General features: G+C 61.7%; 24 protein-coding genes and 1 tRNA gene. 10 read left to right on the top strand and 15 right to left on the bottom strand.

All coding sequences use genetic code 11. From position 1 onward, the window contains the following. Nucleotides 1-30: 30 nt before the first annotated feature. A tRNA-His gene (locus ACTCHC_RS12410) sits at nt 31-107 on the bottom strand. 123 nt (nt 108-230) lie between these two features. Here ACTCHC_RS12410 and ACTCHC_RS12405 point away from each other — a divergent pair. After that, nucleotides 231-443 carry a DUF6324 family protein gene (locus tag ACTCHC_RS12405; RefSeq protein ID WP_463022814.1) on the top strand — a complete coding sequence of 71 codons (213 nt, stop codon included), beginning with the start codon at nt 231-233 and terminating at the stop codon, nt 441-443. 46 nt (nt 444-489) lie between these two features. Here the strand turns inward: ACTCHC_RS12405 and ACTCHC_RS12400 are convergent, their stop codons facing one another. The 3 genes from ACTCHC_RS12400 to ACTCHC_RS12390 all read right to left on the bottom strand — a co-directional run bounded on the left by ACTCHC_RS12400 (nt 490) and on the right by ACTCHC_RS12390 (nt 2,190). Beyond that, nucleotides 490-936 (bottom strand): MmcB family DNA repair protein, encoded by a 447-nt coding sequence (locus ACTCHC_RS12400; RefSeq protein WP_463022813.1) that lies wholly within the window; start codon nt 934-936, stop codon nt 490-492. A gap of 213 nt (nt 937-1,149) precedes the next feature. Then, entirely contained in the window at nt 1,150-1,488 is a 339-nt protein-coding gene (locus tag ACTCHC_RS12395) for a hypothetical protein (protein ID WP_463022812.1), read from the bottom strand. 72 nt (nt 1,489-1,560) lie between these two features. Continuing rightward, nucleotides 1,561-2,190 (bottom strand): hypothetical protein, encoded by a 630-nt coding sequence (locus tag ACTCHC_RS12390; protein ID WP_463022811.1) that lies wholly within the window; start codon nt 2,188-2,190, stop codon nt 1,561-1,563. A gap of 93 nt (nt 2,191-2,283) precedes the next feature. On the opposite strand from ACTCHC_RS12390, the gene ACTCHC_RS12385 reads away from it, so the two are divergent. Continuing rightward, nucleotides 2,284-3,003 carry an endonuclease/exonuclease/phosphatase family protein gene (locus ACTCHC_RS12385; protein ID WP_463022810.1) on the top strand — a complete coding sequence of 240 codons (720 nt, stop codon included), beginning with the start codon at nt 2,284-2,286 and terminating at the stop codon, nt 3,001-3,003. A 15-nt stretch (nt 3,004-3,018) separates the two neighbouring features. Here ACTCHC_RS12385 and nusB read toward each other — a convergent pair whose 3' ends face one another. From nusB to ACTCHC_RS12365, 4 genes are all read right to left on the bottom strand, one after another. Continuing rightward, nucleotides 3,019-3,483, bottom strand: a complete 465-nt coding sequence (gene nusB, locus ACTCHC_RS12380) for a transcription antitermination factor NusB (RefSeq protein WP_463022809.1) — start codon at nt 3,481-3,483, stop codon at nt 3,019-3,021. Next, nucleotides 3,480-4,022 carry a 6,7-dimethyl-8-ribityllumazine synthase gene (locus ACTCHC_RS12375; protein ID WP_463022808.1) on the bottom strand — a complete coding sequence of 181 codons (543 nt, stop codon included), beginning with the start codon at nt 4,020-4,022 and terminating at the stop codon, nt 3,480-3,482. The genes nusB and ACTCHC_RS12375 overlap by 4 nt, the downstream gene beginning before the upstream one ends. A 2-nt stretch (nt 4,023-4,024) precedes the next feature. After that, nucleotides 4,025-5,125: a 3,4-dihydroxy-2-butanone-4-phosphate synthase gene (gene ribB / locus ACTCHC_RS12370; RefSeq protein WP_463022807.1), complete on the bottom strand. Its 1,101-nt coding sequence runs from the start codon at nt 5,123-5,125 to the stop codon at nt 4,025-4,027. A gap of 94 nt (nt 5,126-5,219) precedes the next feature. Continuing rightward, nucleotides 5,220-5,828: a riboflavin synthase gene (locus tag ACTCHC_RS12365; protein WP_463022806.1), complete on the bottom strand. Its 609-nt coding sequence runs from the start codon at nt 5,826-5,828 to the stop codon at nt 5,220-5,222. A gap of 140 nt (nt 5,829-5,968) precedes the next feature. Between ACTCHC_RS12365 and ACTCHC_RS12360 the strand changes: the two genes are divergently transcribed. The 3 genes from ACTCHC_RS12360 to ACTCHC_RS12350 all read left to right on the top strand — a co-directional run bounded on the left by ACTCHC_RS12360 (nt 5,969) and on the right by ACTCHC_RS12350 (nt 10,672). Beyond that, nucleotides 5,969-7,282 carry a capsule biosynthesis protein gene (locus ACTCHC_RS12360; protein ID WP_463022805.1) on the top strand — a complete coding sequence of 438 codons (1,314 nt, stop codon included), beginning with the start codon at nt 5,969-5,971 and terminating at the stop codon, nt 7,280-7,282. Between the two features lie 246 nt (nt 7,283-7,528). Next, entirely contained in the window at nt 7,529-8,620 is a 1,092-nt protein-coding gene (locus ACTCHC_RS12355; protein ID WP_463022838.1) for a polysaccharide biosynthesis/export family protein, read from the top strand. Between the two features lie 6 nt (nt 8,621-8,626). Continuing rightward, nucleotides 8,627-10,672 carry a capsular polysaccharide biosynthesis protein gene (locus ACTCHC_RS12350; RefSeq protein ID WP_463022804.1) on the top strand — a complete coding sequence of 682 codons (2,046 nt, stop codon included), beginning with the start codon at nt 8,627-8,629 and terminating at the stop codon, nt 10,670-10,672. Nucleotides 10,673-10,676: 4 nt separating this feature from the next. Here the strand turns inward: ACTCHC_RS12350 and ribD are convergent, their stop codons facing one another. The 6 genes from ribD to ACTCHC_RS12320 all read right to left on the bottom strand — a co-directional run bounded on the left by ribD (nt 10,677) and on the right by ACTCHC_RS12320 (nt 18,550). After that, nucleotides 10,677-11,777 (bottom strand): bifunctional diaminohydroxyphosphoribosylaminopyrimidine deaminase/5-amino-6-(5-phosphoribosylamino)uracil reductase RibD, encoded by a 1,101-nt coding sequence (gene ribD, locus ACTCHC_RS12345; protein WP_463022803.1) that lies wholly within the window; start codon nt 11,775-11,777, stop codon nt 10,677-10,679. Further along, nucleotides 11,774-12,241 (bottom strand): transcriptional regulator NrdR, encoded by a 468-nt coding sequence (gene nrdR, locus ACTCHC_RS12340; RefSeq protein WP_463022802.1) that lies wholly within the window; start codon nt 12,239-12,241, stop codon nt 11,774-11,776. Before nrdR ends, ribD begins: the two co-directional genes overlap by 4 nt. Nucleotides 12,242-12,351: 110 nt before the next feature. Next, nucleotides 12,352-12,897 (bottom strand): dihydrofolate reductase family protein, encoded by a 546-nt coding sequence (locus ACTCHC_RS12335; RefSeq protein ID WP_463022801.1) that lies wholly within the window; start codon nt 12,895-12,897, stop codon nt 12,352-12,354. 95 nt (nt 12,898-12,992) lie between these two features. Beyond that, entirely contained in the window at nt 12,993-14,990 is a 1,998-nt protein-coding gene (gene rpoD, locus ACTCHC_RS12330; protein WP_463022800.1) for an RNA polymerase sigma factor RpoD, read from the bottom strand. A 119-nt stretch (nt 14,991-15,109) separates the two neighbouring features. Further along, the gene (dnaG, locus tag ACTCHC_RS12325) at nt 15,110-17,068 is read right to left on the bottom strand and encodes a DNA primase (RefSeq protein WP_463022799.1); all 1,959 of its coding nucleotides are present in this window, start codon (nt 17,066-17,068) and stop codon (nt 15,110-15,112) included. A gap of 51 nt (nt 17,069-17,119) precedes the next feature. Then, the gene (locus ACTCHC_RS12320; RefSeq protein ID WP_463022798.1) at nt 17,120-18,550 is read right to left on the bottom strand and encodes a Glu/Leu/Phe/Val family dehydrogenase; all 1,431 of its coding nucleotides are present in this window, start codon (nt 18,548-18,550) and stop codon (nt 17,120-17,122) included. A gap of 278 nt (nt 18,551-18,828) precedes the next feature. Between ACTCHC_RS12320 and ACTCHC_RS12315 the strand changes: the two genes are divergently transcribed. From ACTCHC_RS12315 to ACTCHC_RS12305, 3 genes are read left to right on the top strand one after another with little or no spacing between them, the layout of a single operon-like run. Further along, a complete protein-coding gene (locus ACTCHC_RS12315; RefSeq protein WP_463022797.1) occupies nt 18,829-20,607 on the top strand; it encodes a Tad domain-containing protein in 1,779 nt (592 codons plus the stop codon). Next, complete coding sequence (locus ACTCHC_RS12310; protein ID WP_463022796.1) at nt 20,604-21,170, top strand: TadE/TadG family type IV pilus assembly protein; 567 nt, start codon at nt 20,604-20,606, stop codon at nt 21,168-21,170. Before ACTCHC_RS12315 ends, ACTCHC_RS12310 begins: the two co-directional genes overlap by 4 nt. A 4-nt stretch (nt 21,171-21,174) precedes the next feature. Further along, nucleotides 21,175-21,765: a TadE/TadG family type IV pilus assembly protein gene (locus ACTCHC_RS12305; RefSeq protein ID WP_463022795.1), complete on the top strand. Its 591-nt coding sequence runs from the start codon at nt 21,175-21,177 to the stop codon at nt 21,763-21,765. Nucleotides 21,766-21,775: 10 nt separating this feature from the next. On the opposite strand, the gene ACTCHC_RS12300 is transcribed toward ACTCHC_RS12305, so the two are convergent. Then, nucleotides 21,776-22,264: a TetR family transcriptional regulator C-terminal domain-containing protein gene (locus ACTCHC_RS12300; RefSeq protein ID WP_463022794.1), complete on the bottom strand. Its 489-nt coding sequence runs from the start codon at nt 22,262-22,264 to the stop codon at nt 21,776-21,778. A gap of 200 nt (nt 22,265-22,464) precedes the next feature. Here ACTCHC_RS12300 and ACTCHC_RS12295 point away from each other — a divergent pair, with 200 nt between their 5' ends. Next, nucleotides 22,465-22,707 carry a hypothetical protein gene (locus ACTCHC_RS12295; protein ID WP_463022793.1) on the top strand — a complete coding sequence of 81 codons (243 nt, stop codon included), beginning with the start codon at nt 22,465-22,467 and terminating at the stop codon, nt 22,705-22,707. Between the two features lie 85 nt (nt 22,708-22,792). Beyond that, nucleotides 22,793-23,575 (top strand): homoserine dehydrogenase (locus ACTCHC_RS12290; RefSeq protein ID WP_463022792.1); only part of this gene is annotated, 783 nt, incomplete at its 3' end.

Raw genomic sequence — 23,575 nt, 5'->3', positions numbered from 1 at the left:
CGCCGCCCCATTTGCCGGCAATGTGAAGGATGGTACCACCTCCTGGTCTCGAACCAGGGACCTCTTGATCCACAATCAAGCGCTCTAACCAACTGAGCTAAGGCGGCACTGGCGCGGGATTTAGCGCCACAGGCAGACAATTGCAAGGGTGCAAGACCTGAAAACGATGCGCCCCTTGCCAGTGCCGTGATGACGGGTTACGCCCCGATCGGAACAGACCGGAGGCCAAAATGGGCATCGACAAGCAAAGCGATATCGCGGCCAATCTTCAGATCGGACCGACGACCGAAGGCATGGTGCGCATCTATGTCGAGGGCAGCGGCATAGACCTGCCGCTGGATTTCGACCCCGAAGAGGCCGAAGAGATCGCCGAGGAAATCCGCGCCGCAGCCGCCCGCGCCCGGGCGATCGGCACAGAACAAAAGCCGAAAAAGAAACGCTGAGCGGTCAGCCCCCTGCACAGATGCAAAGTTTCGTGTCACGCACGAATCACATGATCACGCCGCCGGGCCCCGGATCGCGCAGCGCCTGCAACCGGCTGGCGGCGTGGCGGGCGAATTTCTGCGTCATGACCTTGCGCCTTGCGGGGGGCAGGCGCGATTCCGTGCCAAAACGCAGAATCTCGGCATCATACCCATCCGCGATCATCAATCCCGTTTCGTCAGGCAACAGATCCACGGGAAAATCGGCATCGACCGCCCAGAAAAACCTGTCACACCAAGGCAGATAACCCTGCCATTTGCTGTCGGCCAGAAAATCGCCGCGCGAGGATTTGCATTCAATCACCCAGATTTCCCCGCCTGGCCCCAACGCCATCACATCAACCCGCAGCCCGCGCGTCGGCACCAGTTCCTCGACACTGACAAAACCGTGGCTGCGCAAGTGGCGGCAAACGCCACGCGCCAGAATCTGTCCGGGTTGTCGAAACTCATTCATCAGCACAAATATGAACAATACGTGAACATCTCGCAACCCTTGCTAAGGCCAGAGCAGAGGCTTATCTATCGCGATGGCGGGTTCTGCCCTTCTCGTGCCGAGGTCAAATTCCGGTGGCCTTAAGCAACTCCGAGGGAACTGGCTCTGTCCGGACCCTGGTCCGGTTACCCGGTTCCCACCTGTAAGAACAGGTCCTCGGGAATTAGCTTACCTCTACGGTTGTCTGGTGGTTCCCGCCGCTTCACCGACACCCCGGCGAAGATTCCGCACCGGCACCGGCTGCAATTCGAGTGCCACGTTCCTGGGGCGGCTTCCGCCATCGGGGGGCGTATCTTCAGCCATCCGCATGATGGTGATCCCGAACTGGACGCCGGAAAACACGATGCCATTGAACATGAACAGCATGAACCCGGCCAGCCAGCCAGCCGATGACCCTGACACCAGATGCCACAGATTGGCAACGTTCAGCCACAAAAGCGCGGCAACGAACACGCCCGACAAGGCAAAGCCGATCAGCGTGTGATGAATGTAAAGGCGCACGAGCTTTGGCATGACACATTCCACTATAAGAATATTAATAACATAGCGCAGCCCATGACGTTTCCAAGCGTCAATATCGTCGCATCAGCGGAATTTGCCGAAAAACGCCCGGTTCAGCCGGACGAATTCTTCGATCAACCCGCTGAGCCCGCCAAATTCACGCTTTTTCAGCCAGAAGAAGCCGACCAGTGCCACGATACCGGCACTGATGGCATCAACGATCAGATCACCCATCGTATCGTCCAGCCCGGATTTCTGCATGTTCATGCCAAAGGCCTTGTCCATGCCGAATTCGAATATTTCCCATAATGCACCGATGGTCAGTGCAAAGCTGAACGAGATCAGCGCCATCGCCCAGGCCGGCGCGGCATAGCGGTCGCCCTCGAACAAAAACAGCGCGAACAGGAAGCCAAGTATGCTCATCCCGGCGGCCGAACCGCTGTGCAGCAGCAGATCCCACCACCAATAGCGCTCGTAAAAGCCGGATGCCTCGCCCAGAAACAACGTGGCAAAGACGAAAAGCGTGATGGCGGCGATGAAACTGACAGGCAGCTGCACATTGAAACGGCGCACGACCAGTTGCGGCAGCATCGACAGGACCAGCGTCGCCAGCGCGACAAAAACCAGCGGCATCTTGCCCAGGATCGCGGCGCGCAATGCCTCGGCAATCAGGATCGCCCGGATACCATAGATAATGATCGGATCACGGCGCATACGCATCCTGCCAGACTAGGCGCGGTCCGTCTCTGCGGCAAGGCCGGTGAAGACGGGCTTTTCTGGCGGCATGCGCACCACCATATGATATTCATGCTTCATACCCGTCCGGACGCCGCCTCTGTCAGGCTGGCCAGCTATAACATCCGCAAATGCGTGGGCCTTGACTGGCGCCGCCGTCCCGGGCGCACGCTTGATGTCATCGCCGCCATCGGCGCGGATATCATCGCCCTTCAAGAGGCCGACAAACGGCTTGCGCCGCGCCATTCGGCGCTGCCCCTGGACGAGATCGCCGACCGGACCGGTCTTGCGCCCGTGGTGCTGGCAGACAATGACACCAGCCTGGGCTGGCATGGCAACGCCATTCTGGCGCGGCCCGGTCTGGCAGTGCGCCGCACTGAACGCATCGCCCTGCCCTCGCTGGAGCCGCGCGGCGCGGTGCTGGCCGAATTCGCGCATGCCGCTGGGCCATTGCGGGTTATCGGAACGCATCTTGGCCTGACCCGCAGCCATCGGAAACGGCAATTGACGGCGCTGGCCGCGCATCTGGCGGCCTTGCCGCCGATGGCCACCGTGATTCTGGGGGATTTCAACGAATGGTCTGCCCAAGGCGGGCTGGCGCCACTTGCCCCGGCCTTCCGCATCCACGCGCCCGGCCGAAGCTTTCATGCCGCGCGCCCGCTTGCGGCGCTGGACCGGATCGCCTTTTGTTCGAATCTTTCGTTGCGGGCATCGGGCGTGTCGGAAACCGCGCTGGCCGTGCGGGCCTCGGATCACCTGCCCATCTGGGCCGATCTGGATTTTGCGGGCTGACCGGCTTGCGGTGCCTCAGAACCCGTCCGGTCGGGCCTCGTGCGCCATATGGTCCAGAACGGCATTGACGAATTTGGGTTCGCGCCCTTCGGGAAAGAAGGCCCGCGCCACATCGACATATTCGGTGATGATCACCTTGGGCGGCACCTGGCTGGCCACGAGTTCGGCGCCCGCCGCCCGAAACAGTGCACGCAGGGTGGGATCGATCCGGTCGATCGGCCATTTGGCGACCAAGGCGCGGTCGGTCATCTGGTCGATATCGGCCTGGTGTTCGACCACTGCCTCCAGCGTGGCGCGAAACAGCCCGATATCGGCCTCGGCCATTTCATCGCCCTCATAGACAGCGCCGATGCGGTGCGTCTCAAACTCGTCACGCACCGCATCCACGGTCTGGCCGGAATGTTCCATCTGGAACAGGGCCTGCACGGCATAGAGCCGCGCGGCCGATTTCATCAGACGCTTTTCGGAAATGCGGCTCATGTGCGGGTCGATCCGTCATCGGCGACCTGAAAACCGCCCCCCGGAACAAAGCCCACGCCCTTGGTGGCGCGGCCCCAGCGGCGTGACAGCGCGATCAGATGCAATGCAGCCGCCGCAGCCCCGCCCCCCTTGTTCTGGCCCTGCGGATCGGCGCGCACCACCGCCTGATCGCGGTTTTCGACGGTCAGGATACCGTTACCCAGACAGGCCCCCTGCAAGCCCAGCATCGTCAGCGCGCGCGCGCTGTCATTGCACACGGTATCGTAATGTGTCGTCTCGCCCCGGATCACGCAACCCAGCGCGACATAGCCATCGAAATTCGACAGCCGGTGCGCCAGCCCGATGGCGGCTGGAATTTCCAGCGCGCCGGGCACTTCGACCAGATCGAAGGTCGCCCCGGCCTGCTGCAGCACGTCACGCGCCCCCGCCACCAGATTATCGGCGATGTCCTTGTAATATGGCGCCACGACAATCAGCAGCTTGACCGGCTTGTCGAAGCCCGGCAAGGGCAACTGGTGATGGATTTCGGTTCCGGCCATGTTCAGTCCTCTTGCGTGATTCTGCGGGTGCCCGCGATGGACAGCCCATAGCCATCCAGCCCGACCAGCCTGGGCCGCGGCGCATCTGTCAGCAGGATCAGGTTATGAATTCCCAGCGACGCCAGGATCTGCGCCCCGATTCCGTATTGGCGCAGCGTCTGCGGCGAGGCCGAACCGCCGGTCACCAGCTTCATCGTGGTATCGCGCAGCAGAACGATCGCACCACGACCTTCGGCGCCGATGATCTCCATCGAGCGCCCCGTTTCATTCACGCGCGCCGGATCAAGGCCCAGCACATCGCGCAGCGGGTCCATTGCGTGGATACGCACCAGCGTGGGTTCGTTCCCGCTCAGATCGCCCTTGGTCAGCACGATATGTTCGGCGCCCTGGGTTTCGTCGGTATAGACACGCATCATCCAATCGCCACCATGCACCGAATGCACCGATTGCACAGCGGTTTCCTTGACCAGATTGTCATGCTTGCGCCGATAGGCGATCAGATCGGAAATCGTCCCGATTTTCAGATTGTGCCGCTGGGCAAAGGCCACCAGATCCGGCAGGCGCGCCATGGTGCCATCCTCGTTCATGATCTCGCAGATCACACCAGAGGGATTCAAACCTGCCAGCCGCGACACATCAACGGCCGCTTCTGTATGGCCCGCACGCGACAGAACGCCACCATCACGCGCACGCAACGGGAAGACATGACCGGGCGTTGCGATATCGCCCGGGCCCTTGCTGGCGTCGATGGCGACCGCGACTGTATGCGCCCTGTCATGGGCCGAAATGCCGGTGCTGACACCTTCGCGCGCCTCGATCGACACGGTAAAGGCAGTTTCATGGCGCGAAGAATTCTGCGAGGCCATCAGCGGCAGGCCCAGTGCATCAATGCGCGCACCAGGCAGCGCCAGACAGATCAACCCCCGGCCATAGGTCGCCATGAAGTTGATGGCCTGCGGCGTCGCCATCTGCGCGGGGATCACCAGATCGCCTTCGTTTTCACGATCTTCGTGATCGACCAGAATGAACATCTTGCCGTTGCGGGCATCTTCAATGATGTCTTCGATCCCCGAGATCGCGTCCGTGTATTCGGTTTGTGACATGACCGCCCCCCTGTTGCTTCGCGCCGGGATACTGCAAGTTTTACGCCTTGGCCAGTGCGCGCAGCATCCCCGTGTCAGGCGGGATCTTGCGCGATCAGGCGCCGAATTCCGCCAGCCGGGCCACATAGCGGGCCAGCGTATCTATTTCCAGATTGATACGGTCGCCCAGCGCGATATCGCCCCAGGTCGTGACCTGCTGCGTGTGTGGTATGAAATTCACCCCGAAGTCACATCCGTTGACCTCGTTCACGGTCAATGATGTGCCGTTCAGGGCAACCGATCCCTTGGACGCGATAAAGCGCGCCAGCGGCGCGGGCGCGCGAAAGGTCACGCGCAGGCTGTCGCCTTCCGGGATCATGGCCACAATCTCGGCCACGCCATCGACATGGCCCGAAACGATATGCCCCCCCAGTTCGTCACCCAGCCGCAGCGCGCGTTCCAGGTTGATACGTTTGCCCTTGCGCCAGCCCCCGTCACCCAGATTGGATTTCGATACGGTCTCGGCCGAGATATCGACATCGAACCAGCCGCCCTGATCATCGCTGCCGCGGTCGGTCACCGTCAGACAGACGCCATCACAGGCAATCGACGCCCCGATTGCGATGCTTTCGGGCGGATAGGCGGTGGTGATGCGGGCGGTCAGATCGCCCTTTTGCGTAAGATCGCGGATTATTCCGATATCGCTGATGATACCTGTAAACATGGGCCGTCCCCTTTTGCCTTGTCCTGACCTAGCCCCGGATCGCGCGCAGGGCAAGACGGTGCATCACAATGCCGCCGCGCGCGGGACGAGGATGCCAAAGCGGATGACAAACCCGTGGATTGCAGGCAAGACTGTCGGCAATGAGGGACAGACGCGCAGATCACACAGGGCCAGACGCCCGACACAGGCGCTTTCTCATGCTGCAGGGGCCGCATGGGCCGTTTTTTCATCAGCTTGCCATGGCACTGCGCCGTGCCGGTGCGCAGGTCTGGCGGGTGGGGTTCAACCAGGGCGATCGCGCCTTCTGGCACGACCGTGCCAGCTATATCGCCTTTCGGGGCGGGCCCGACGACTGGCACGACACCTGCAGCGATCTGATCGCGCGCCATGCCATCACCGATCTGGTGCTCTATGGCGATACGCGCGCCGTACATGCCCGCGCGATCGCAATGGCCCGCCAATTGCAACTGACCGTTCACGTATTCGAGGAAGGCTATCTGCGCCCCTATTGGGTAACCTATGAGCGCGACGGATCGAACGGGCATTCGCGGCTGATGTCCCTGTCGCTGGATGACATGCGCGCAACCCTGGACGCCACCGGCGCCGATCACCCCGAAGCGCCCGCCCATTGGGGCGACATGCGCCATCACATATTTTACGGGGCCTTGTATCATTTCTTCGTGCTGGTCATGAACCGTGACTATCCGAACTTCATGCCGCACAGGGCGCTTGGCGTCCGCAGTGAATTTCGCCTGTATCTGCGCAAGTTGCTGGGCATGCCGGCCCATGCGCTGGAACGGTTCCTGGCCACACGGCGGATCAATCGCGGCGGGTTCCCCTATCATCTGGTGTTGCTTCAACTGGAGCATGACGCCAGCTTTCAGGTGCATGGAACCTTTGACGACATGGACGCATTCCTGCGCCTGTGTATCGACAGCTTTGCACAAGGGGCCCCGGCGCATCACCATCTTGTCTTCAAGGCGCATCCTTTGGAAGACGGTCGCCTGCCGTTGCGGCGCGACATCCGCAGGCTTGCCCGCGCCGCAGGGCAGGAACATCGGGTGCATTTCGTGCGCGGCGGCAAACTGGCGCGGCTGCTGGACAATGCCACCAGCGCCGTAACGGTCAATTCCACCGCCGGGCATCAGGCGCTGTGGCGCGGGTTGCCTCTGAGGGCTTTTGGGCGGGCGGTCTATTGCAAGCCTGAATTCGTTTCCGATCAGCCACTGGCCGAATTCTTTTGCGCGCCCCAGCGGCCGGATGTCGTGGCCTATCGTGATTACCGGCGGTTCCTGCTGGAAACCTCGCAGATCGCGGGCGGGTTCTATTCGGCGCGCGGAAGGCGACAATTACTGCGGCAGATCGTCGACATGATGCTGGCCCCCCAAGACCCCTATGAAACCCTGCGCCAGTCTGGCGCGGCACCACGGCAACAGTTGCGTTTGGTTGAATAAGCCTCTGCAATCGCAGGCTGGTTTTTTATCCACAGTTGTGTAGGATCGAAAAAAACGAGGCAGTGAAAACAGGACCGGGGAACAGGGCCGATGTCATCTTGCTGATACGCGCCATCAGGGCGGTTGCCCTTATGGGTGCCGTGCTTGGCGTTTCCGGATGCGGCGTGCCATTTGTTCCGCTGGTGTAAACCAGGGAGTTTCTTAGTGAACAAGTTAGTCGTCCGCACAGCCCGGTCGCTGATCCTGATGGCGCTTGTATCTGGCGTCGCGGCATGCGGCCTGCCCAGATCGGGCCCGAACAAGCGCGAAATCTACAGCGGTTCCGTTGAACGCCAGGGCGATGCCTTTGTCGTGTCCGTCAATGATCGTGTCACACGCGCAACCGCCGTTGTGCCCGCGCTGGGCTTTTCCAGCGCCTTTCAGCGCGCCGGGCTTGTCGGGTCGGACATGATCCAGCCGGGCGATACGCTGGGGCTGACGATCTATGAAAACGTGGATGACGGGCTTTTGGCGCAAAAAGGCGCCAATGCCAGCATTCTGGAAGAGGTGCAGGTCGACGGTGCCGGGTTTATCTTCATCCCCTATGCCGGACGCATTCGCGCGGCGGGCAACACGCCGGAACGGCTGCGTGAAATCATCACTGAAAAGCTGGATGCCCAAACCCCCGATCCGCAGGTCGTGGTGCGGCGTCTGGCGGGGAACGGGTCAAGCGTGTCGATCATCGGCAGTGTCGGCGCCCAGGGCATCTATCCGATCGAGCGCCCCACGCGCACATTGTCCAACATGCTGTCAGCCGCGGGCGGCGTTACAATCGCCCCGGAAATTGCCCAGATCACCGTGATCCGCGGCGATCAGCGCAGCAAGGTCTGGTTTCAGGACCTGTTCGAACAGCCCGGCTTTGACATCGCCCTGCGGGGCGGCGACCGCATTCTTGTGGAACCGGACAAGCGCGCCTTTACCGCGCTTGGCGCGACCGGAGCGCAAAGCCGTGTAACCTTCAACACCCAGACCCTGTCAGCGCTGGAAGCGATCGCACAGGTGGGCGGGCTTAGCTCCGGGCTGGCCGATCCCAAGGGCGTCTTCGTGCTGCGCAACGAACCGGCGGAAATCGCCAATGCGGTTCTGGGCCGAACCGATCTTCAGGGCGACCAGCGCATGGCCTATGTTCTGGATCTGACCGAACCCACCGGCATGTTCATGGCCCGCGATTTCGTGATCCGGGATGGCGATACGGTCTATGTCACGGAAGCGCCATTCGTTCAGTGGATGAAAACACTCAGCGCAATCACCGGCGGAGCGAATTCGGTCAACTCGGTCACCGCGCTGAGCAAGCCGTAATTCGTGATGCGGCAACCGGCGCCGACCGGTCATCATGCCTTCGGGGGTGCAACCAGCCCCCGAAGGCTTTTCGTTTATAATGGCGGTTTTCTGACCCAGGGCCGGGTCCGTCGGATGCTGGAGCTTGCGGGGTATCAGATCAAGCTGGGTCTTCCCGGCCCCGATGACATGATCGGTGTCTGGGGACAATCGCCAACCGCCCCGCGCGGTCAGGCGATATCGCGCGCGAGGGATGTTCCTGTCTTGCGGGTCGAGGACGCTTTCTTGCGCTCTGTCCTGCCGGGGCGGGCGGCGGGCGGCCCGCCTTCGGGCCTGTTGCTGGATCGTTCGGGCCTGCATTTCGATCCCGCCACACCCTCTGATCTTGAGCGCCTTCTGGCCACGCATCCGCTGGACGACACCGCCCTTCTGGGCCGCGCGCGCGACGGCATCGAACGGCTGCGCGCGCTGGATCTGTCGAAATACAATGCCTTTGACCCCGTCGCGCCGCTGCCCGATCCGGGGTATGTTCTGGTGATCGACCAGACGGTGGGCGATGCTTCCGTCACGGCCTCGGGTGCGGGGCGGGACCGGTTTCGCGAAATGCTGGCCTTTGCCCAGATCGAACATCCTGGCGCGCGCATCCTGATCAAGACCCATCCCGAAACCGCGGCCGGCCATCGTGACGGCCATTTCGGCCACGAAAACGAAGATGCCCGCACGCACCTGTTTTGCGATCCCGTATCACCCTGGCGCCTGCTGGAAGGCGCTGTGGCGGTGTATACGATTTCATCCCAGATGGGGTTCGAGGCCATCCTGGCCGGACACCGGCCGCGTGTCTTCGGGCAGCCCTTTTATGGTGGTTGGGGCCTGACCCAGGATGAAAACCCCGTGCCACGCCGTGAAAGGATGCTGACGCGGGCGCAACTGTTTGCCGCCGCGATGATCCTTGCCCCGATCTGGTACGATCCCTTCCGCGACCGGCTGTGCGATTTTGAAACCGCCACGGATATTCTGGCCGCGCAGGCCCGCGCATGGCGCGAAGACCACGCCGGATGGATCGCGATGCATATGCGGCTGTGGAAACGCGCGCCCCTGCAACGTTTTTACGGTGGATATGCGCGGCTGCGGTTCACCGATGATGCGGCCAAAGCCGCGCAACTGTCTGCGGACACCGGTCGGCGGATCATGGTCTGGGCCTCGCAGGGCAAACATGCGCCTGCCGGGGCCGTGCGTGTCGAAGACGGGTTTTTGCGCTCGAACGGATTGGGGGCGGATCTGGTGCCGCCGCTGTCGCTGGTGGCAGATGATCTGGGCATATATTACGATCCCAGCCGCGAAAGCAGGCTGGAACGCCTGATCGCCGCCAGCCCGGCGCTGCCCCGCGCCGAACTGGACCGTGCCACACGGCTGATACGGCAACTGACGCGCGACCGGCTGTCGAAATACAATTTGCCGCCGCGCGATCTGCCTGCCCTGCCGCCGGGCCGTCGTATTCTGGTGGTCGGCCAGGTCGCCGATGATGCCTCTATCCGGCTTGGGTGCTTTACCGAAAACACCAATCTGGCCCTGCTGCAGCGTGCGCGCGCCGAAAATCCTGATGCGGTTCTGATCTACAAGCCCCACCCCGATGTCGAGGCCGGCCTGCGTCCCGGTGGCATTGACGCCGCCAATCTGGCAGATCTGGTGGCCACACGGGCCGATCCAATATCGCTGATCGACACCGCTGACGAGGTCTGGACGCTGACATCATTGCTGGGCTTCGAGGCGCTGATCCGCGGCAAGCCCATCACATGCCTGGGCACGCCGTTTTACGCGGGATGGGGGCTGACGCGCGATCTGGGCCGGATTCCGGCACGCCGGGCCGTCACGGTAACGCTTGCGGGGCTGACCCATGCCGCGCTGATCGGCTATCCGCGCTATTTCGATCCGCTGACCGGTGCGCCCTGCCCCGCCGAGGTCGCCGCCGAACGGCTGGCGCAGGGCACGAATGCGCCCGCCGGCCCCTTCAACCGGCTTTTGTCCAAGGCGCAGGGCCTGCTGGCCAGCCGCGCCGCGCTGTGGCGGCCCTGACGGGTCAGGCCCGTTCCCAGCGATGCAGGATATCGCCACCGATCGGTCGTGTCTCGACCAGACGAAACCGCGCGGCCTCGGCCAGCGCGCCTACTCCCAGCGCGCCGATGGCCGGGCGGCCTTCGGCACCGATAACCACGCCCGCCGTGAACCCCACCAGTTCATCCACAAGCCCCGCCCCCAGCAAGGATGCCGCCAAGGTGCCGCCGCCTTCGCAAAACACCCGCGTCAGCCCCGCCTGCCCCAGCGCCTGCATCAGCGCCACCGGATCAAGCTGCCCACCGGGGGCAACAGCCACAGGCAACAAACGCGCGCCGGTTGCCTGCCAATCGGCCATACGGGCCGCGGGCGCATCCGCACCGTGGCAAAGCCACAGCGGATACTGACCCGCGCTGGCCGCCAGCCGCCCCGACACCGGAACATCCAGCCGTGTGGCACAGATCACCCGCACAGGTTGGCGCGGCATCCCCAGATCGCGTACATTCAGCATCGGATCATCGGCCCGTGCCGTGCCGCCGCCCACCATCACCGCATCATGGCTGGCGCGCAGCGCATGAACCATCCGGCGCGCATCCGGGCCGGTGATCCACTGGCTGTCGCCATTGGCGGTCGCGATACGCCCGTCAAAGGACGTGGCCAGTTTCAGTGTCAGGGCCGGACGACCCTGCACCCGGTTCAGAACAAAGCCGCGATGCGCACTTTGCGCGGTATCGGCCATCACCCCGGTCGTCACCCCAATTCCGGCGCTGCGCAACATCGCATGGCCCCGCCCCGCGACGCGGGTATCGGGGTCTTCCATGGCCGTGACCACCCGCGCCACACCCGCTGCAATCAGCGCAGCGGCACAGGGGGGCGTCTGGCCGGTATGGGCGCAGGGTTCCAGCGTCACATAAGCCGTGGCCCCGCGGGCGGCATCGCCGGCCTGTGCCAATGCCACCGTTTCAGCATGGGGCCGGCCGCCCGGCCGGGTCCAGCCGCGCCCGATAATGCGACCATTGTGAACAAGAACACATCCCACGGCGGGGTTCGGCCAGACCTGCCCCATCCCGCGTGCGCCCAACGACAGGGCCAACGCCATGTAACGGGTGTCGTCGGCGGCGGTCACTCTTCGCTTTGGCCTGTGGGGCGCAGTTCACTGACGAATTTGTCGAAATCGTCAGCCGCCTGGAAGTTTTTGTAAACACTGGCGAAACGCACATAGCCCACGGTATCTATCCGGGCCAGGCTTTCCATCACGATTTCGCCGATCACCTTGGACGAAATATCGGTTTCGCCCATGCTTTCCAACCGGCGCACGATGCCGGATACCATCTGGTCGATCCGCTCGGGCTCGACGGGGCGTTTTTGCAGCGAAATGCGGACAGAGCGTTCCAGCTTGTCGCGATCGAAATCCTCGCGGCGGCCGTTTGATTTTATGACTACCAGATCGCGCAACTGCACCCGCTCATAGGTGGTGAAACGCCCGCCACAGGCCGGGCAGAACCGCCGCCTGCGGATCGCAACGTGATCCTCGGCCGGGCGCGAATCCTTTACCTGTGTATCGACATTTCCACAAAACGGGCAGCGCATGGCCCCTCCCTCGGTGCTCTGGTTCGGTTATCCACAGGCACTATAGGCGAGCCGCTAGACTTTGGGTAGGGGGGAAATTACGCCCAATATATTGGGTTACAGGGAAAACATCACCTTGCCGGGCAAAGCGTCAGCAACCGCGTTCCTGCGTGGTTCAACGAGTGTTCCGACCGGATGGCAAACCCCGCCCGGAGGAAGATTTCGACCGGATCGCCCGCCCCCTGCCCCGAAAAGACCGGCAGGCCCGCGCCAAAGCGCAGCGGCTCGACCGTCAGATGAACCTCGTCGATCGCGCCATGGGCCAAAAACCAGTCGTGCACCCGCGTGCCACCCAGGATCAGCCCGTTCCGCAACGCGTGAACATGGCCCACCAGCGCGGGCAAATCATGCGGCCGATGGCGTTCGGGATTCAGCCAAAGCTGGTTCGGGTTGCGCCAGCCGGATTCAGATGTCGAAAACACGATGCGGCGTCGGCTGGGATTTCGGGCCGCCTCATGCGTGCCGCGCCCCATGATCGACCAGTCGGCGGCACTGACAGCGGCAAAGAATATATCCTGCTCTTCCGCACTGGCCCAGGATTGCGGCGCCTGGCCCCGATAGCGGGCGATAAAACCATCAGCCGTGGTGACGACGGCAAGGGTGAAGCGAGGGGTCATTCTGTCTGCCTGTCTTGGAGCGGGAAGACGGATAGCGCAGGGTCGCACCCAAGGTGCTGCCCGGTCCGATGAACCGGGCAGAAACGATCGTTTCCCTATTGATCCAGAAAGCTCCGCAACTTTCTGCTGCGGCTGGGGTGTTTCAGCTTGCGCAGGGCCTTGGCCTCGATCTGGCGGATGCGTTCGCGGGTGACGCTGAACTGCTGGCCGACCTCTTCCAACGTGTGATCGGTATTCATACCGATGCCAAAACGCATGCGCAGAACCCGTTCTTCGCGGGGGGTCAGGGAGGCCAGCACCCGGGTTGTGGTTTCCTTCAGGTTTTCCTGAATCGCGGATTCCAGCGGCAGGATCGCGTTCTTGTCCTCGATGAAATCGCCAAGCTGGCTGTCTTCCTCATCGCCGATCGGGGTTTCCAGACTGATCGGCTCCTTGGCGATCTTCATCACCTTGCGGACCTTTTCCAGCGGCATCTGCAGCTTTTCGGCCAGTTCTTCGGGCGTGGGTTCGCGACCGATTTCATGCAGCATCTGACGGCCGGTGCGCACCAGCTTGTTGATTGTCTCGATCATATGCACCGGAATGCGGATCGTGCGGGCCTGGTCGGCGATCGAACGGGTGATCGCCTGACGGATCCACCAGGTCGCATAGGTGCTGAACTTGTAGCCCCGGCGGTATTCGAACTTGTCCACCGCCTTCATCAGGCCGATATTGCCTTCCTGAATAAGATCAAGGAACTGCAGCCCGCGATTGGTGTATTTTTTCGCGATGGAAATCACCAGGCGCAGGTTGGCCTCGACCATTTCCTTTTTGGCCTGGCGGGCCTCTTTTTCGCCCTTTTGAACCTGCTGTACGATGCGGCGGAATTCGGAAATGTCAACGCCGACATACTGGCCGACCTGCCCCATCTCGGCGCGCAACTCGTCGACCTTGTCGCCCGACCGCTCTACCAGCGCCTGCCAGCCGCGCCCGGATTTTTCGGCCATACGGTCCATCCAGGTCGGGTCCAGCTCGTATCCACGATATTCATCGATGAATTCGCGCCGGTTGATGCGGGCCTGGTCGGCCAGTTTCACCATGGCGCTGTCGATCTGCATGATCTTGCGATTGATGCCATATAACTGGTCGATCAGCGCCTCGATCCGGTTGTTATGCAGGTGAAGTTCATTCACCAGCACCACGATTTCGCTGCGCAGCTTCTGATAGGCGCCCTCTTCCTTGGCGGAAAAGGTGCCATCTTCGTTCAGCGTGGCAGACATCCGCAGATCCTGCATTTCGGCCAGCTTCGCGTAATCGCGCGCGATGATTTCCAGCGTCTCCAGCACCCGCGGTTTTAGAACGGCCTCCATCGCGGCAAGCGACATGTTGGCCTGTTCGTCGTCCTCGTCATCCTCGTCATTGCTGATCGGGTTGCCGTCGGCATCCAGTTCCTGCGTATCTTCGCGCGGCTTGGGCGCGCCGGTTTCAACACGCACGCTGTCGACAACGGGTTCATCGGCGTCGGCGTCATCTTCCAGGGACCGACCGAAGGTGGCATCCAGATCAATCACGTCGCGCAGAAGAATGTCTTCGTTCAGCAATTCGTCGCGCCAGATCGTGATGGCCTGAAAGGTCAGCGGGCTTTCGCACAGGCCCGCGATCATGGTGTTTCGGCCGGCCTCGATCCGTTTGGCGATGGCGATCTCGCCCTCGCGCGACAGCAGTTCGACCGACCCCATCTCGCGCAGATACATGCGCACCGGATCGTCGGTGCGATCCAGTTTTTCGGTCTCGGTCTTGGCGACCGCGACTTCGCGCGATGTCGAGGTTTCGACCAGATCGGTGGCGCCCTTGGCCTCTTCTTCTTCGGCTTCTTCTTCCTCGATGATATTGATGCCCATCTCGGACAGCATCGACATCACGTCTTCGATCTGTTCGGAAGACACCTGATCAGGCGGCAGAACCTGGTTCAGCTGGTCATAGGTGATATAGCCGCGCTCGCGGGCTTCGGCGATCATCTTCTTGACGGCCGACTGGCTCATGTCCAGCGTCTGTTCGCTGTCCTCGTCTTCCTGAATTTCGGTGTCGTCGTCGTTCGCGTCTTTCGCGGCCATGCTCTGCTCCTTGTGCGGGGAAGCTGATTCGGTCCCTCTGGTGATCCGAATCAATAGCGCGAATCACGCGCCTGCACACCCGTTTAGCCGTGTTTATTTAGCCCTTCGTAACCATGGAGTCACGACGTGGACCCTTTTCCCTTGTCGAATCCTATCTCGTCCAGCAAGCGACCAAAGGCGTGACGCTCGTCACGCTTGATCCGTGCGCCGTTCGGACCGACATCATATTCAGCCCTGTCATCGGTATCACCGCCCCGATCTGCCCGGCTCCGGGCTTCGGCCAGTTGCCCCATACGGCGGGTCAGCCCTTCATCGGCGTGACCAGAAATTTCCTGCATCGCATCCTCGATCTCGCGGGCGGCACCGTGCATGACCGACAGGCGGGCCAGTTCCTCGGCAAGGCACATCCGCGCCTTTTCGACATTTGTGCGATCCTTGACTGCGGGCGCGATTTGCACATGGCCAAGCGAGAACAGTTTTTCAAGGGGCCCCGGCCCAAGAGTGGACCCCACCGCCGCATGAAGCTTATCGCGATCAACCGTATCGCAATGGGTCAGCAACGCGCCACGCAACCGGCGGTGATCGTCGGTCTGAAAATCCAGCCCCTCCAGTTCCGCCAGAAATTCGGCGATCAGCGTGGGGTGGCTTAGCAAGGTGGCAAGGATAACCGCCTCGTGCAGTTCTTCCTCGAACCGGGGATGGCCTGCGACAAGGGCGCTGGCCTTGGTGCTGGGCATCGACATCGGTGCCGCATCGCGCGGGCGCCATTTGCCTTTGGCGGCAGGCGCGCGGCGCGGGTTGAACAACGCCCAGCGCAATTGCTTGATCTCTTCGCCGTAATGGTCACGGATAGAGCGATCGGCGATTCTGGCGATGGCGGCGCGCAGATCCTTGTCCAGCGCTGCCTTGCGTTCGGGGCTGTCAAACACGCGGCCCTCGGTTTCACGCTGCCACAACAGGCGCACCATGGGCTGGGCCGCATCCAGCAGCTTGCGCATCGCATCCGCCCCACCCGCGCGAATCACATCATCAGGGTCTTGCCCCGGCGGCATGACGGCAAAGCGTAGCGACTGTCCGGCTTGCAGCAGCGGCAAGGCCAGATCAATAACCCGCATGGCAGCCGCGATTCCGGCGCGATCGCCATCCAGCGCGATGATCGGTTCCGGGTGGATACGCCACATCAGTTGCAACTGCGTCTCGGTGATGGCCGTGCCCAGCGGCGCGACCGCCGCGCCAAATCCGGCCTCGGCCAGGGCGATGACATCCATGTATCCTTCGGCCACGATCAACGGCTGGCCCTGGCCTGCGGCCGTGCGCGCGGGGCCGTGATTGAACAGGCTGCGCCCCTTGTCGAACAGGTCGGTTTCAGGGGAATTCAGGTATTTGGCCCGCGCGTTCGGGTCCATCGCCCGCCCGCCCAGCGCAATCGCCCGCCCCCGCGCATCACGGATCGGAAAGATGATGCGGCCGCGAAACCGGTCATAGGGTGCGCCGCCATCATCGGGCCGGGCCGCCAGACCCGCATCTATCACCAGATCGGGCGCGATGCCCTTGCCGGTCAGATGACCGAAGACACCCTGGCGCGCATCGGGCGCAAAGCCGATATCCCAGCGCGCCTGCGCCTGTTCCGACAACCCGCGCTGGGCCAGATAGGCGCGCGCAGCGGCGGCGGCACCCGTATTCAGCTGCAACCGGTAATATTGCACCGCCTGTTCCATCACATCGGCCAGTTGGCTGCGGCGATCGGCCTGTTTCGCGGCAACCGGGTCGCGCGCGGGCATCGTCATGCCCGCCTCGCGCGCAAGGATCTCGATCGCTTCCATGAAACCGACATTCTCGGTTTCACGCACGAACGCCACCGCGTCGCCCTTGGCATGGCAGCCAAAGCAGTAATAAAACCCTTTTCGGTCATCCACATGAAAAGAAGCGGTTTTTTCCTGGTGGAACGGGCAAGGTGCCCACATGTCGCCCTTGCCTTGGTTGGACTTGCGGGCATCCCACATGACCTTGCGGCCCACGACCTGGCTCAGGGACGTGCGGCTGCGCAATTCATCAAGGAAACCGGGTGGCAGACTCATACCCGCCAATATGGCACGAGGCGCGGCAGAGTGCACCAGCCCTGTTGGGCTTTACAGCCCCTTTGCGCGATAGCTGGCCGCGACCCGCCAGATTGCCACCAGAAAGGCGGCGGTGCGCAGATCGTCGACATCCTGCCGGCCATGCCAGACCTCGCGCATCGACTGATAGGCGGTCCGCATCGTGTCATCCAGACCCGAGCGCACCAGCTCCAGCTCATCAGCGCCGCGCAGATAGCGTTCCTTGAAATCCGGCGAAAGCGTCCACCCCAGATTCTTGTCTTTCGACAGGCGCTCCAACTCGGTCAAAAGCAGGTCATGGCGCGATTCTTCCTGACGGCGCTGCATCCGGCCAAAGCGGATATGCGACAGGTTCTTGACCCATTCGAAATAGGAAACCGTGACCCCGCCCGCATTCGCATACAGATCGGGGATGATGACTGTTCCCTTGTTGCGCAGGATTTCGTCCGCGCCGGCGGTAACGGGACCGTTCGCCGCCTCGATGATCAGCGGGGCACGGATGCGTTCGGCATTCGACAGGTTGATCACACCCTCGACCGCCGCGGGGATAAGGATGTCGCACTCATCCTCCAGCAAGATCGCGCCGTCCGGCAGATAGACCGCATCCGGATAGCCGGTGATGCCGCCATGGGTGGCGATCCAGTTGCGCACCGCCTCTATGTTCAGGCCGGTTTCGGAATGCAGCCCGCCATCATGTTCGACAATGCCGGTCACGATCGCGCCGTCCTCCTCGGACAGAAATTTGGCGGCGTGATAACCGACATTCCCAAGCCCCTGGACGATCACCTTTTTTCCATCCAGCGTGCCGGTCAGGCCTGCGCGCGCGATATCTTCGGGATGGCGGAAAAACTCGCGCAGGGCATATTGCACACCGCGCCCCGTTGCCTCTACCCGGCCCTGAATGCCGCCGGCATTGATCGGCTTACCGGTCACGCAGGCGCGGGCGTTGATATCGGTGGTGTGCATCCGCGCATATTGATCGGCGATCCAGGCCATTTCGCGTTCGCCCGTGCCCATGTCGGGCGCAGGCACGTTCTGACTGGGATGGATCAGGTCGCGCTTGATCAGTTCAAAGGCAAAGCGGCGGGTGATCTGCTCCAGCTCGTGCTCTTCCCATTGGCGTGGGTCGATGCACAGCCCGCCTTTCGCTCCGCCAAAGGGCGCCTCGACCAAAGCGCATTTATAGGTCATCAGCGCCGACAGCGCCTCTACCTCGTCCTGGTTCACGGACATCGAATACCGGATGCCGCCCTTGACCGGTTCCATATGTTCGGAATGCACGGCGCGATAGCCGGTGAATGTATGGATATGGCCACGCAGCCGCACCCCGAACCGCACGGTATAGGTCGCGTTGCAGACCCGTATCTTTTCTTCCAGACCCGGCGACAGGTCCGTCAGCGCCGCCGCGCGGTTGAACATCAGATCGACGGATTCACGAAAACTGATTTCCACGTTTCTTTTCATTTTCATGCCCCTTGCCGCGATTCGTTGCCATGCGGAACGCATTGGCGCACCGAATGGATGCACCCCACCCTGCCTTTACTATCGGAATATAGCCCAATTGTATCGGAAGCGTTACCAATCCTTCCCCCAGGCAAACATCATGCCGCTGCCAGGTGTCCTGCCTCATTTTAGCCAGATTCACGTCCAAGATTCACCAACGGAAGGGGGGTAAAAACGCGATGCGGGGATTCCGCAATGTGACGGGAACCTGTCGGGGGAACCCGGAAAGGATGAGTATAATGCTGCTTGAGAATGTGCGTGGCGTCGAAAAACGAATGCAGGCAGGCAAAGCGGGCCGAATTCATACCCGTATTGCGGCATTCAAGGCCAGCGAAGCCGGCTCGATGCTGGTGTTCGGAATGTTCATTCTGATCCTCATGCTGATGTCAGCCGGTATCGCGATCGACGCGATGCGCATGGAAACCACCCGCACCAAGCTGCAAAATACCAGCGACCGCGCCGCACTGGCAGCCGCCGATCTGGACCAGACCGAAGATGTGCAACAGGTCGTCGCCGATTACTTCGAAAAAGACGGGTTGGGCGATTATCTGGACAGCGTGACTGTCAGCAACTCGACAGCGGCCGGTCAGCTCAGTTTTCGGCGCGTGTCGATCACGACATCGGCCGAAGTCGATTCGATGTTCATGCAGATGCTGGGCATCGACACCATGACAGCATCCGCCGCCAGCACCGCCGAAGAAGGCATCACCGATCTGGAAATTTCACTGGTTGTGGACGTTTCCGGCTCGATGGGGTCCAACTCGAACAGCGGACATTCAAAGATTTACGATTTGCGCGAAGCCGCCAAGGATTTCGTGTATTACATGCAGTGCAATCCGAATGCGACCCGCGCCTCGAACGCGGCCTGCACGGTTGAATCCGGCAAGGTTTCGGTCTCGCTCATTCCCTATTCGGAACAGGTGGTGGCCGGCGATACGCTGCTGGACCAGCTTCAGGTATCCGACGAACATGACTGGTCGCATTGCGTGACCTTTGATGCCCAGGATTTCCTGACTCCGATGCTGTATTGGGACATGTTGAACACCGATAACGAGGCCCAGCGCACCGGCCATTTCGATCCCTGGAGCGGCTACAGCAGTTCCAGCAATATCAGCAACAACTATGCCAGCGATGGAAACCGCACCTGCCGCACTGACAGCTGGCGCGAAATTCGGCCATTCCTCAAAACACATACCGAAGTGATCAGCCGCATCAACAGCCTGTCGGCTGGAGGAAACACCTCGATTGATGTTGGCATGAAATGGGGCGCGGCCCTGCTGGACCCCACCGCGCGTGATGCGATCAGCGCCCTGACGCTTGTCAGCAATGGCAGCGGCGGCACCGTGGTCGATCCGGTTTTCACCGGACGCCCCTACAGCTATACCCAGGATTATTCGATGAAGGTCATCGTGCTGATGACCGACGGTGTGAACACCACGCAGCATTTCCTGAAAGACGGTTATCGCGAAGGCATGTCGCCCATCTATCGAAACACATCCGACAGCAGCAAATACTCGATCTACAGGGCCAGCACGAACCAGTATTACTATGTGCATGACGGCAGCTGGAACTCGGCCCCCTATGGCGATATCGACAACCAACAGGTGACGACCACCCAGACAAGCTGTTCCTATTCCTGGTGGTATGGGTATCGGTGCACGACCACCACCTCGACGCAGACCATCAACCAGCCTGGCTCGGCGGTTCAGATGACCTATCAGGAAGTGTGGCAGAAATTCAGAACCGATTGGTACGCCCATTGGAGCTGGCTGGAAGACCCGGTCGATACCGTCAATAACAGCGAAAAGAACACCCGACTGCAGGAAATCTGCGATGCGACCAAGGATTCCGGCGTGATCGTCTATACGATCGGGTTCGAGGTTGACGGCAATGCCGATGACGTCATGAGCGACTGCGCCAGCACGCCCGGGCATTACTTCGCCGCCAATGGCACCAACCTGGCCGCAACCTTTGGCACAATCGCCAGTTCGATCAACCAGCTGAGGCTGACACAATGACCCGGCTTACCTCATTTGCCGCGCGGGCGATGCGCAAGGTGCGCGATCTGTCCCGGCGCGAAGATGGCACCGCGACGCTCGATTTCGTGATCCTGGTGCCGCTGTTCATGTCGGTATTCGTGTCCAACTTCGAACTGTCCTATCTGATGATCCGCCAGACGATGCTGGAACGCGGTCTGGACATGGCCGTGCGCGATCTGCGCCTGGGCACCTGGCCCAACGTAACCACGGATATCCTGAAAACAGAGATTTGCAGCCGCACGATCAACCTGATCCCGGATTGTGAAGACGTGCTGCTGCTGGAACTGACGACGATCTCAAATTCCAGTTGGTCAATGCCCGATCCGCAAGCCACCTGTGTGGATCGCAGCGCCGATGTGCAGCCTGTCGTTTCCTTCGATCCCGGCACCGAAAACCAGATGGTGATCATCCGGGCCTGCGTGATTGTCGATCCGTTCTTCCCGGGCACCGGGCTGGCCCTGAAACTGGAACAGAATATCGGCGACGGATACGCGCTGGTGGCGACATCGGGCTTCGTCAATGAACCGGGGAACGGGACCTAAGGCCATGATCCAGAAACTGAAACACAGCATCAGACAATTCGTCGCCGACGAAACCGCCAGCCTGACCGCCGAAACGGTCATCATCCTGCCGCTTCTGGCCTGGTGGTATGTTGGCAGCCTGGTGTTCTTCAACGGTTATCAGGCGCGCAACGTCAACCTCAAGGCCGCCTATACCATCAGCGACATGCTCAGCCGTGAAGACGGAACCGTCAACGCGAACTATATCGAAGGCCTCGGCGAGGTCTTTTCATATCTGACCGCCGGCAATGGCACCAATTCCTGGATCCGGGTGACGCTGGTGCGCTGCGATGACAATTGCGACCGCAACAATTCCGACCGCGAACTGGGTCTTGACTGGTCTTACAGCACCGGTCCGGGCGCGGCGCTGGTGGCTGCCAATCTGACCGGCTATCAGGACACGATCCCCCTGACACCATTGGGCGACAGGGCCATTCTTGTCGAAACATTCATAGATTATTCACCCGCATTCAATGTGGGGCTGGATGTCGAAAGCTTCGAGAACAAGATCGTTACCCGCCCCCGCTTCGTGCCGGTCCTGTGCTTTGACGGCGTGACCTGCTCGGCCGGAAGCTGACGCCGCGACCCTAGGCGCCGACCGCCTTGCGCAACATGTTGCAACAGGCGCGTTCGATACGGTCGGGGTTCAGCCGTCCGTCGTCACGCCGCAACAGCGTAAGCCCGTCCAGCAAGGCAATGGCCGCCTGCGCCGCAAGACCGGCATCCGGCAGGGTAAACAGGCCCACTTGACGCCCGTCGCGCAGGATATTTTCCAGCCTGCCGCAATACTGGGCCTGCAAGGTCTCAACCTGCGCCAGATTGTCAGGGGTCAGGTTGCGCAGTTCCATCGCCGCAATCAACGCCGCGTCGCGCTGGTCACGATTTGTGGCGATGTGAAAGACACAAAAAGCCTCCAGCTGCTCCAACGGGTCATCGCCGTGCACCGCCGCATCCCAGCCCGCCAGCCGCTGTTGCAGATGCGCCACCAGCAAATCCGACAGCAGGCTTTGCTTGTCGCGAGTATAATTATACAGCGCCCCGGCCTCGACCCCGACTGCGGCGCCGATCTGCCGCATCGTTACCGCCGCAAAACCATGCTGCGCGAACAAGGCGCAGGCCACTGCCCGCACCCGCGGTCCTGTGATGTCTGCATGTGATCCCGATTTGCGCCCCATGGAACCATTGTATCTGAACATGCGTTCATTTCAACCCCGACTGTTCGGCTTGCACCCTGATCGCCCGGCGCGATACACTTGGAAAAACGATCGGAACAGCCATGCTGCGCATCGGGATCATTCTGTCAATCCTTGTGGTTCTGGGCGGCTGCACCCAGTTTCCCGACCTGCAATCTGACCGCACCGTGGGCCGCGATCTGGCGTTTCCGGTTCTCGCGCCGCTGGATCAGTTGCTGGCCCCAGCGGCGGCACGATCCCCCCAGGATGACCCGGCCGCAACGCTGCAGGCACGTGCGGCAGCGTTGCGTGACAAGGCAAACGCGCTACAGGCGCAAGAGTTCTGAGCCACCGCCTGCCTGTCACGTTGCAAGCATCGGCGCAAAAGGCTAACACCCGGTCGATTGCGGCAAGTTGCAGGAGCATCCCTTAATGTCCACCCCCCTGCGGCTCGGTATTGCCGGGCTAGGCACCGTCGGCACCGGCGTTGTGAAGATTATCCAGACCCATGCCGCGCTGCTGGCCGAACGCGCCGGGCGTCCGGTGCAGATCACCGCCGTGTCCGCGCGTTCCAGGACCAGGGACCGCGGCATCGACCTGTCTTCCTATGACTGGGAAGATGATCCCGTCGCCCTTGCCGCGCGCGATGATGTCGATGTGTTTGTCGAGCTGATCGGCGGATCAGATGGCCCTGCCAAGGCCGCCGTCGAAGCCGCCATCGCGGCGGGCAAGGATATCGTCACCGCCAACAAGGCGTTGCTGGCTCTGCATGGCCAGGCCCTTGCCGAAGCCGCCGAGGCGCGGGGCGGCGTGATCCGGTTCGAAGCCGCGGTTGCAGGCGGCATTCCGGTCGTAAAGGCCCTGACCGAAGGCCTGGCGGGCAATGTCACACTGCGGGTGATGGGCGTTATGAACGGCACCTGCAATTATATCCTCACCCGGATGGAGCGCGCGGGGCTGCCCTATGACCAGGTCTTTGCCGAGGCCGAGGCGCTGGGATACCTCGAAGCCGACCCGACGCTGGATGTGGGCGGCATAGATGCTGGGCACAAGCTGGCGCTGTTATCCGCGATTGCCTTTGGCACGCGCGTATCCTTCGAGGCAATGGAACTGGAAGGCATCGAACGCATCTCGATCGAGGATATCGGCCATGCTGCCGATATGGGGTTCAGGATCAAGCTGCTGGGCGTGGCGCAGATAGATCGGAAGAGCACA

Source organism: Actibacterium sp., from assembly GCF_055134745.1.
This window is presented reverse-complemented; position numbering and strand designations above follow the sequence as displayed.

What these genes read in the sequence shown, in the direction of transcription:
- ACTCHC_RS12375 (WP_463022808.1), bottom strand. Translation starts at nt 4,022, where the DNA reads ATGGCCGGAACCGAAATCCATCACCAGTTGCCCTTGCCGGGCTTCGAC.
- ACTCHC_RS12390 (WP_463022811.1), bottom strand. Translation starts at nt 2,190, where the DNA reads ATGCGCCGTGATCCGATCATTATCTATGGTATCCGGGCGATCCTGATT.
- ACTCHC_RS12320 (WP_463022798.1), bottom strand. Translation starts at nt 18,550, where the DNA reads ATGAAAAGAAACGTGGAAATCAGTTTTCGTGAATCCGTCGATCTGATG.
- ACTCHC_RS12405 (WP_463022814.1), top strand. Translation starts at nt 231, where the DNA reads ATGGGCATCGACAAGCAAAGCGATATCGCGGCCAATCTTCAGATCGGA.
- ACTCHC_RS12385 (WP_463022810.1), top strand. Translation starts at nt 2,284, where the DNA reads ATGCTTCATACCCGTCCGGACGCCGCCTCTGTCAGGCTGGCCAGCTAT.
- ACTCHC_RS12295 (WP_463022793.1), top strand. Translation starts at nt 22,465, where the DNA reads ATGCTGCGCATCGGGATCATTCTGTCAATCCTTGTGGTTCTGGGCGGC.
- ACTCHC_RS12300 (WP_463022794.1), bottom strand. Translation starts at nt 22,264, where the DNA reads ATGCGGCAGATCGGCGCCGCAGTCGGGGTCGAGGCCGGGGCGCTGTAT.
- dnaG (WP_463022799.1), bottom strand. Translation starts at nt 17,068, where the DNA reads ATGAGTCTGCCACCCGGTTTCCTTGATGAATTGCGCAGCCGCACGTCC.
- ACTCHC_RS12350 (WP_463022804.1), top strand. Translation starts at nt 8,627, where the DNA reads ATGCGGCAACCGGCGCCGACCGGTCATCATGCCTTCGGGGGTGCAACC.
- ribB (WP_463022807.1), bottom strand. Translation starts at nt 5,125, where the DNA reads ATGTCACAAACCGAATACACGGACGCGATCTCGGGGATCGAAGACATC.
- ACTCHC_RS12395 (WP_463022812.1), bottom strand. Translation starts at nt 1,488, where the DNA reads ATGCCAAAGCTCGTGCGCCTTTACATTCATCACACGCTGATCGGCTTT.
- ACTCHC_RS12315 (WP_463022797.1), top strand. Translation starts at nt 18,829, where the DNA reads ATGCTGCTTGAGAATGTGCGTGGCGTCGAAAAACGAATGCAGGCAGGC.
- ACTCHC_RS12335 (WP_463022801.1), bottom strand. Translation starts at nt 12,897, where the DNA reads ATGACCCCTCGCTTCACCCTTGCCGTCGTCACCACGGCTGATGGTTTT.
- ACTCHC_RS12305 (WP_463022795.1), top strand. Translation starts at nt 21,175, where the DNA reads ATGATCCAGAAACTGAAACACAGCATCAGACAATTCGTCGCCGACGAA.
- ACTCHC_RS12365 (WP_463022806.1), bottom strand. Translation starts at nt 5,828, where the DNA reads ATGTTTACAGGTATCATCAGCGATATCGGAATAATCCGCGATCTTACG.
- ACTCHC_RS12355 (WP_463022838.1), top strand. Translation starts at nt 7,529, where the DNA reads ATGGCGCTTGTATCTGGCGTCGCGGCATGCGGCCTGCCCAGATCGGGC.
- ACTCHC_RS12310 (WP_463022796.1), top strand. Translation starts at nt 20,604, where the DNA reads ATGACCCGGCTTACCTCATTTGCCGCGCGGGCGATGCGCAAGGTGCGC.
- ACTCHC_RS12360 (WP_463022805.1), top strand. Translation starts at nt 5,969, where the DNA reads ATGAGGGACAGACGCGCAGATCACACAGGGCCAGACGCCCGACACAGG.
- nrdR (WP_463022802.1), bottom strand. Translation starts at nt 12,241, where the DNA reads ATGCGCTGCCCGTTTTGTGGAAATGTCGATACACAGGTAAAGGATTCG.
- rpoD (WP_463022800.1), bottom strand. Translation starts at nt 14,990, where the DNA reads ATGGCCGCGAAAGACGCGAACGACGACGACACCGAAATTCAGGAAGAC.
- nusB (WP_463022809.1), bottom strand. Translation starts at nt 3,483, where the DNA reads ATGAGCCGCATTTCCGAAAAGCGTCTGATGAAATCGGCCGCGCGGCTC.
- ACTCHC_RS12400 (WP_463022813.1), bottom strand. Translation starts at nt 936, where the DNA reads ATGAATGAGTTTCGACAACCCGGACAGATTCTGGCGCGTGGCGTTTGC.